The 8,927-nt window shown below is 73.3% G+C and carries 1 protein-coding gene and 1 pseudogene; both read left to right on the top strand.

Translation table 11 applies throughout. The annotated features are described in order from the left end of the window. A partial coding sequence (locus ACSNOH_RS31105) for a type I polyketide synthase (protein ID WP_436724789.1) occupies positions 1–4,518 on the top strand: 4,518 nt, incomplete at its 5' end. 71 nt (positions 4,519–4,589) lie between these two features. Next, positions 4,590–8,927, top strand: a pseudogene (locus ACSNOH_RS31100) (type I polyketide synthase); the annotation flags it as partial.

Below are 8,927 nucleotides of genomic sequence, written 5' to 3'. Positions count from 1 at the left end.
TCCTCGGACCAGGTCGACGCGGTGGAGGCGCACGGTACGGGTACGAAGCTGGGTGACCCGATCGAGGCGCAGGCGCTCATCGCGACGTACGGGCAGGAGCGCGGCGAGGACCGGCCGCTGTGGCTGGGGTCGCTGAAGTCGAACATCGGTCACGCTCAGGCCGCTGCCGGTGTTGGTGGTGTGATCAAGATGGTGATGGCGATGCGGCACGGGGTGCTGCCGCGGACCCTGCACGTGGACGAGCCGAGCCCGCACGTGGACTGGTCGGCGGGTGACGTACGGCTGCTGACCGAGGCCGTCGACTGGCCCGAGGCGGACCGCCCGCGCCGCGCCGCGATCTCGTCGTTCGGTATCAGCGGCACCAACGCCCACGTGATCGTGGAACAGGCGCCTTCCGTGGCGGAGGAGCCTCCGGCTCCGGCCCCGGACGGGCTGGTGCCGTGGGTGCCGTGGGTGCTGTCGGGCAGGACGGAGGCGGCGCTGCGGGCACAGGCCGAACGGATACTCTCTCTGGCTTCGGAACCGGAGCTGCAGCCGGCCGACATCGGCTTCTCGCTCGCCACTACGCGCTCGGCCATGGAACACCGGGCAGGGATAGTGGGGGAGAACCGCGACGAACTCCTGGAAGGGCTCCGCGCGCTGGCCGCGGGATCCCCGTCCACCCGGGTCGTCACGGGTGAGCCGGGCGGTGGCAAGCTCGGGTTCTTGTTCTCGGGTCAGGGGTCGCAGCGGCTGGGGATGGGGCGTGAGTTGTACGCGGCGTTCCCGGTGTTCGCTGCGGCGTATGACGAGGTGTGTGCGCTGCTGGATGCGCCGGTGGATGTGGAGGCGGAGACGCTTCATCAGACGGGGGCGACGCAGCCTGCGTTGTTCGCGGTTGAGGTGGCGTTGTTCCGGCTGCTGGAGTCGTGGGGTGTGCGGCCGGACTACGTGGCCGGTCACTCCATCGGTGAGATCGCGGCCGCTCATGTGGCGGGTGTGCTGTCGCTCGGCGACGCGGCGAAGCTGGTGTCGGCGCGTGCCGCGCTGATGCAGGCGCTGCCCGCGGGTGGTGCGATGATCGCCGTCCAGGCGACCGAGGACGAGGTGCTGCCGCACCTGACCGATCAGGTCGGCATTGCGGCGATCAACGGGCCGCAGTCCGTTGTGATCTCCGGCGCTGAGGACGAGGTCACCGCGATTGCCGAGGCGTTCGCCGGTCAAGGTCGGAAGACGTCCCGGCTGAAGGTCAGCCATGCCTTCCACTCGCCGCTCATGGATCCGATGCTGGAGGAGTTCGCGCAGACCGTGCGCGGGTTGACCTTCAACGAGCCGCAGATCCCGGTGGTCTCCAACCTCACCGGCGAGCTCGCCGAGCCGTACACCCCCGAGTACTGGGTCCGGCACGTCCGCGAGGCGGTCCGCTTCGCCGACGGCGTCCGCACCCTGCACGAGCTGGGCGTGACGACCTTCGTGGAGATCGGCCCCGGCGGCGTCCTGAGCGCCCTCACCCAGGGCTGCCTGGACGACGGTGCGGTCACGATCCCTGTCGTACGGGCGGACCGCCCCGAGCCGCAGGCCGTCGTCACCGCGCTCGCCGAGCTGCACACCCACGGCGTCTCCCCGGACTGGCAGGCCCTCTTCCCCGGCGCCCGCCGCGTCGACCTGCCCACCTACCCCTTCCAGCACGAGCGCTTCTGGCTGGAAGCGCCCGAGGAGTTCACCGGCAGCGCCGCTGCCGCCGGGCTCGGGCTGGGGGCGGCCGGGCATCCGCTGGCGGGTGCGGCGGTAGCGCTGCCCGGTGCCGGCGGGTACCTGGTCACCGGGCGGCTCTCGCTCAAGTCCCACCCCTGGCTCGCCGACCACACGGTCATGGGCAGCGTGCTGCTGCCCGGAACCGCGCTCGTGGAGCTGGCGGTGCGAGCGGGCGACGAGGCCGGGTGCGCGCAGGTCGAGGACCTGACGCTGGAAGCGCCGCTGATCGTCCCGGAGCGCGGCGGCGTGGCCGTGCAGGTGTGGGTCGGTGCCGAGGAGGAGCCGGGCAGGCGCGCGCTGAGCGTGCACTCGCGCCTGGAGGACGCTGCGGACGACGCGCCGTGGGTGCGGCACGCGGTCGGCTTCCTGACGGACGCGCTGCCCGAGCCGCCGCACGGTGCGGAGTTCGGCGCATGGCCCCCGGCAGGTGCCGAGGCCGTGGACCTGACAGGGTTCTACGAAGGCCTGGACACCCTCGGCCTGAACTACGGACCTGCCTTCCGGGGCCTGCGGTCGGCATGGCGCAGCGGGGACGACGTCCTCGCCGAGGTCGCCCTGCCCGAGGGCACGGAGGCGGAGGCGAGCGCCTTCGCTCTTCATCCGGCGCTGCTGGACGCGGCGCTCCACGCCATCGGCGCGGGCGGGCTCGTGCCCGTGGCCGACGGGCCGCTGCTGCCCTTCGCCTGGTCGGGTGTGGGAGTGCGGGCTGCCGGTGCGACTGCACTGCGGGTCAAGATCTCGCGGACCGGCACCGATGCCGTCTCGCTGACCGTGTCCGACGCCGCGGGCGGCTTGGTGGCCACGGTCGGCTCGCTGTCGCTGCGGCCGGTGTCGCGGGAGCAACTGCTGAAGGCGGCCGGCTCCGGCAAGCGCGCCGACGACTCGCTGTTCGGCCTCGTATGGCAGCCCGCGGCGCTCGGCGAGCCTTCCGCTGCCGCCGGGCTCGACACAGGGGGCGACACAGGGCACGACGTGAGGAGTTACGCGGACCTGGCGGCTCTGTCCGCCGAACCGGCCCTTCCCGGCATCGCGGTCGTCGCGGTCCCGCCGTGCCCGGCGGAACCCGGACTCGGCACGGACACCGCCGAGCAGGTGCACGGCATCGCCAGTGAGGTTCTGGCGCTGGTGCAGTGGTGGCTGGCGGAGGAGCGTCCGGGGCGTCTGGCTCTGGTGACGCGCCCCGGCGACCTGGCGCACGCCGCGGTGTGGGGGCTCGTACGGTCCGCGCAGTCGGAGAATCCGGACCGGATCGTGCTGGTGGAGGCCGAGGACATCGAGGCGGCGGTCCGTGTGCTGCCGGCCGCGGTGGCTTCCGGCGAGCCGCAGTTCGCGGTGCGCGGCCAGGACGTCCTCGTACCGCGCCTGGTGAAGGCCCCTGAGGCTGCTGCCGCCGCTGCGCCGGACCTCGCCGGAGGCACCGTCCTGGTGACCGGCGCCTCCGGGTCGCTGGGCGCGCTCGTCGCCCGGCACCTCGTTGCCGAGCACAAGGTGCGCCGGCTCCTGCTGGCGAGCCGCCGGGGCGCCGAGGCGCCCGGTGCCGCCGAGCTGGAGGCCGAGCTCGCCGGGTGGGGTGCCGAGGTGCGCTGGGCGGCGTGCGACGTGTCCGACCGGGACGCGGTCGCCCGCATGCTGGACGGACTCGGCGGTTCCCTCGGCTCCACTGGTGCCAACGATTCCGGCAGTTCCGGCGGTTCCGGCGGTCATTCGCTTTCGGCCGTCGTGCACACCGCGGGTGTTCTGGACGACGGGGTCGTCGGCTCGGTCACGCCGGAAAGGATGAGGGAGGTCTTCCGGCCCAAGGTGGACGCGGTGCTGAATCTCCACGAGTGCACCCGGGAAATGGACCTGGCCGCCTTCGTCGTGTTCTCGTCCGTCGCCGGAATGGTCGGCAGCGCCGGCCAGGCAAGCTATGCGGCGGCGAATTCCTTCCTCGACGCCTTCGCCTCCTACCGCCGCCGTGAAGGCCTGCCCGGCATATCGCTGGCATGGGGTGTGTGGGAGCAGTCCGGTGCGATGACGGACGGCCTCGCCGAGGCCGACCGGGCGCGGATGGCGCGCAGCGGAGTGCTGCCGCTGCCGCCGGAGGAGGGGCTGCGGCTGTTCGACGCGGCGCTCGCCTCGGACAAGGCGGTGCTCGCCCCGGTCCGCGTCGACACCGGTGCGCTGCGCGCCGGTGAGGCACCGGCGGTGCTGCGCGCCCTCGTGCCGGCCGCGGCCCGCAGGACCGTGCATGCCGCCGCCGTTCCGCCCGCGTCCTCGCTGGCCGAACGCCTGGAGGGGCTGCCGGAGGCCGAGCGGGACAAGGCCGTCCTGGATCTGATCCGGGCCGAGGTGGCCGCGGTCCTGGGGCACGCGTCGGACCGCACGGTCCGGCCGGAACACGCCTTCCAGGACCTGGGATTCGACTCCCTCACGGCCGTCGAACTGCGCAACCGGCTCACCAAGGCCACAGGTCTGCGGCTGCCCGCGACGCTGGTCTTCGACTACCCGACGCCCGCTCTCCTCGCCCGCCACGTGCTCGCGGAGACGGCCGGGGCGGCCGAACCGGCCCTAGTGGATTCCCTACTTGCCGACCTGGACAGGCTCGAACAAGAATTGGTCACGAAGTTGTCAGAGAGTGAAGCTCGCGACCGGATCCTGTCAAAGCTCCAGGCTGTACTGGCGATTGCCGGTGAATCCGGCAGGGCGCCGGCGCCGGAAGGCCCTGGAATGGGCAGTGATCTGGAATCGGCCACGGACGACGAAGTGTTTGATCTGCTCGGCAAGGAATTCGGGATCTCCTGACCGCTCCGGTGCGTCCCGGTGCCCCCTTGCCGAATTCCGGTAAGTCTTCGCAGGGGTGAGGGACGATTTCGGTGGCGAACGAGGACAAGCTCCGCTATTTCCTGAAGCGAGTCACCGCAGATCTCCAGGAGACCCGGCGGCGCCTTCGTGACTACGAGGACGCCGCCGGGGAGCCGGTGGCCATCATCGGGATGAGCTGCCGCTACCCGGGCGGGGTCGGCTCGCCCGAGGAGCTGTGGGAGCTGGTGGCCGGCGGCCGCGACACCGTCGCTGAGTTCCCCGCCGACCGCGGCTGGGACCTGGACGCGCTCTACGACCCGGACCCGGAGTCCCGCGGGACCAGCTACGCCCGCGAGGGCGCGTTCCTGAACGACCTCGCGCGGTTCGACGCGGGCCTCTTCGGGATCTCGCCCCGCGAGGCGCTCGCCATGGACCCCCAGCAGCGGCTGCTGCTGGAGACGTCGTGGGAGCTCTTCGAGCGGGCCGGCATCGACGCCGCCTCGCTGGCGGGAAGCAGGACCGGCGTGTTCGCCGGCGTGATGAACCACGAGTTCCTCGCCACCCTGCAGAACTCCCCGGAAGACCTTGAGGGCTACCTGGGCACCGGCACCTCCGGCAGCGTCGCCTCCGGCCGGGTGGCCTACACCTTCGGCCTCGAAGGACCGGCCGTCACGGTCGACACGGCCTGCTCGTCGTCCCTGGTCGCCCTGCACCTGGCGATCCAGTCGCTGCGCAACGGCGAGTGCTCGCTGGCCGTGGCGGGCGGTGTCACCGCGATGGTCGGCCCCGCCACCTTCGTCGGCTTCAGCCGCCAGCGCGGGCTGGCGCCCGACGGCCGCTGCAAGGCGTTCGCCGCCGGCGCCGACGGCACCGGCTGGGGCGAGGGCGTCGGCCTGCTGCTGGTCGAGCGCCTCTCGGACGCACGCCGCAACGGACACGAGGTCCTCGCGGTCGTCCGCGGCTCGGCCGTCAACCAGGACGGTGCGTCCAACGGCCTGACCGCCCCCAACGGCCCCTCCCAGCAGCGCGTCATCCGCCAGGCCCTGGCCGCCGCCCGGCTGACCCCCGCACAGGTCGACGCGGTGGAGGCGCACGGCACGGGCACACGGCTCGGCGACCCGATCGAGGCACAGGCGCTGCTCGCGACGTACGGGCAGGGCCGTCCCGACGACAAGCCGCTGTGGCTGGGCTCGATCAAGTCCAACATCGGCCACACCCAGGCCGCGGCCGGCGTGGCCGGCATCATCAAGATGGTCATGGCCATGCGCCACGGCCAACTGCCGCGCACGCTGCACGTCGACGCGCCGTCCCCGCACGTCGACTGGTCGGCCGGCGCCGTCCGGCTGCTGACCGAGACCACGCCCTGGCCGGCATCCGACCAGCCGCGCCGGGCCGGCATCTCCTCCTTCGGGATCAGCGGCACCAACGCGCACACGATCATCGAGGAAGCCCCGTCGGCCGAGGCGTTCACCGAGGACGACGAGGTCGCTCCCGAGGCTCCGGAGGACGGACCGCAGAGCACGCGGACCGTTGCCCCGCAGGCCGCACGCCCGGCCGAGGGCGGGCCGGTGCCGTGGGTGATCTCCGGCAAGACCGAGGCGGCCCTGCGCGCACAGGCCGAACGCCTGCTGTCCCGCACGGATGCCGACCTCTCCCCGCTGGACGTCGCCTTCTCGCTCGCCACGACGCGTACGGCCCTGGAACACCGCGCAGTGGTGCAGGGCGAGACACCGGCGGAGCTCGCCGAGGGGCTGCGGGCCGTGGCCGCCGGCTCCCCGGCCCCGGGCGTGGCCCGCGGCCTCTCCGGCACCGGCGGACGCGTCGCATTCCTGTTCTCGGGCCAGGGGTCGCAGCGGCTCGGGATGGGGCGTGAACTGTACGCGTCGTACCCGGTGTTCGCTGCTGCGTATGACGAGGTGTGTGCGCTGCTGGACGCGCCCGTCGACGTCGACTCCGAGGAGCTGCACCGGACGGGGGCAACACAGCCCGCTCTCTTTGCCGTCGAGGTGGCGCTGTTCCGGCTCCTCGCATCGTGGGGCATCCGGCCGGATTACGTGGCCGGTCACTCGGTGGGTGAGATTGCTGCTGCCCATGTGGCGGGTGTGCTGTCGCTTGAGGATGCGGCGAAGCTTGTGTCCGCCCGTGCCACGCTGATGCAGGCGCTGCCCGCTGGTGGCGCGATGATCGCTGTCCAGGCGACCGAGGACGAGGTGCTGCCGCACCTGACCGACGGCGTCGGCATCGCGGCGATCAACGGGCCGCGGTCCGTGGTGGTTTCCGGTGCCGAGGACGCGGTCACCGCTGTTGCCGAGGCGTTCCGGGAGCAGGGTCGCAAGACCTCCCGGCTGAAGGTCAGCCATGCCTTCCATTCGCCGTTGATGGACCCGATGCTGGAGGAGTTCGCGCAGGTCGTGCGCGGGCTGACCTTCAACGAACCGCGGATCCCGGTGGTCTCCACCCTCACAGGTGAGCTCGCCGAGGCGTACACCGCCGAGTACTGGGTCCGCCACGTCCGTGAGGCGGTCCGCTTCGCCGATGGCGTCCGCACCCTGCACGAGCTGGGCGTGACGACCTTCGTTGAGGTCGGCCCCGGCGGCGTCCTGAGCGCCCTCGCCCAGGGCTGCCTCGACGGGGACGACGACATCATCACCGTGCCCGCGCTGCGCACCGATCGCCCCGAGCGGGCCGCACTCGTCGCCGCGGTCTCCGAACTGCACGCGCACGGCGTCTCCCCGGACTGGCACGCCTTCTTCCCCGGCGCCCGCCGTATCGACCTGCCGACCTACGCCTTCCAGTACGAGCGCTACTGGCTCGACGCCTCCCCGGCCGTTCCCGGTGACGTCCGTGCTGCCGGCCTGGGCTCCGCCGACCACCCGCTGCTGGGCGCCGCCGTCTCCCTGGCCGGCGGCGACGAGCGGCTCCTGACCGGCCGGCTCTCCCTGCGCACCCACCCGTGGCTGGGCGACCACGCCGTTCTCGGAAGCGTGCTGCTGCCGGGCACCGCGTTCGTCGAACTGGCCGTGCGTGCCGCCGACGAAGCCGGCTGCGAGCTGCTGGAGGACCTCACCCTCGAAGCGCCCCTGCTTCTGCCCGAGCGGGGCGGCGTCGCCGTGCAGGTCTGGGTCGGGGCCGCCGACGACTCCGGCCGCAGGCCGCTGACCGTGCACTCGCGCCCCGAGGACGACGCCGGCCTGCCGTGGGTGCGGCACGCGACAGGCTTTGTCACGGAAGCAACCGACGACGTGGCCGCCCCGGCCGTCGGCCCGGTGCTCGCCGAGTGGCCCCCCGCGGGCGCCGAACCGGTTGGTCTCGACGGCTTCTACGACCGGCTGGCCGGCCTCGGACTGGCCTACGGGCCGGCGTTCCGCGGCCTGCGCAGCGCCTGGCGGGCGGGCGACGAAGTCTTCGCCGAGGTCGCCCTTTCCGAGGGCACGGACACCGGCTCCTTCCTCCTGCACCCGGCGCTGCTGGACGCGGCGCTCCACGCGATCGCCGCGGGCGGCTCCCTCGTGGCCGAAGCGGACGGGCCGCTCCTGCCGTTCGCCTGGTCCGGGGTGTCCGTGCGCGCCACGGGCGCGTCCACCGTACGGGTGAGGCTGGCGGCGGCCGGTACGGACGCGGTGTCCCTGCTCGTGGCCGACGGCACCGGCGAGACCGTGGCGTCCGTGGAGACGCTGACGCTGCGCGCGGTGTCGGCCGAGCAGCTCCGCGGGCGCTCCGCCGACGCGATGTTCGTGATCGAGCGGGCGCCGCTGACCCTGCCGTCCGGCGACGCGGACACGACGGCCGTCACGTACCTGCCGGACCTCGCTGCCCTGGACGCCGTCGCCGTTGACGGGCCGGAGCAGCCGGACGTGGTCGTGGTCCCGTGCCCTGACGGGCCGGAGGGGGTCTCCGAGGCGGAGCGGGTCCGGGCGGTGACCGGCGAGGTGCTGCGGCTGGTCCAGCGGTGGTTCGCCGAGGACCGGGCCCCGCGCCTCGTGCTGGTGGCACGCTGCGACGACCTCGCCCACGCCGCCGCGGGCGGGCTCGTACGCTCGGCCCAGGCGGAGAACCCCGGCCGGATTGTGCTCCTCGAAACCGACAGCCCGGCCGATGCGGCCGAGCTCGTCCCCGCCGTCGTACTGTCCGGCGAGCCGCACGTCGTCGTCCGCGAGGGCGAGGTCGGCGCACCGCGGTTGGCCCGCGCCGCGTCCAACGCGGCGGGAGGCCCGGCGTCCCCGGCGGGGGAGGGCCATGCGCCGCAGACCGCGGAGGGCGGCGCCTCTCCGGCGGGGAAGGGCGCCGCCGCTCCGGCAACGGAGGATGCCGCCTCCGGCCTTGCCGAGGACCCGTCTTCCGGCATGGCTGGGGATATGGCTTCCGGCCTTGGCGAGGACACGGCCTCCGGCATGGCCGGGCATTCGGCG

The organism is Streptomyces sp. URMC 127, assembly GCF_051386535.1.
Lineage (GTDB): Bacteria > Actinomycetota > Actinomycetes > Streptomycetales > Streptomycetaceae > Streptomyces.
This window is presented reverse-complemented; position numbering and strand designations above follow the sequence as displayed.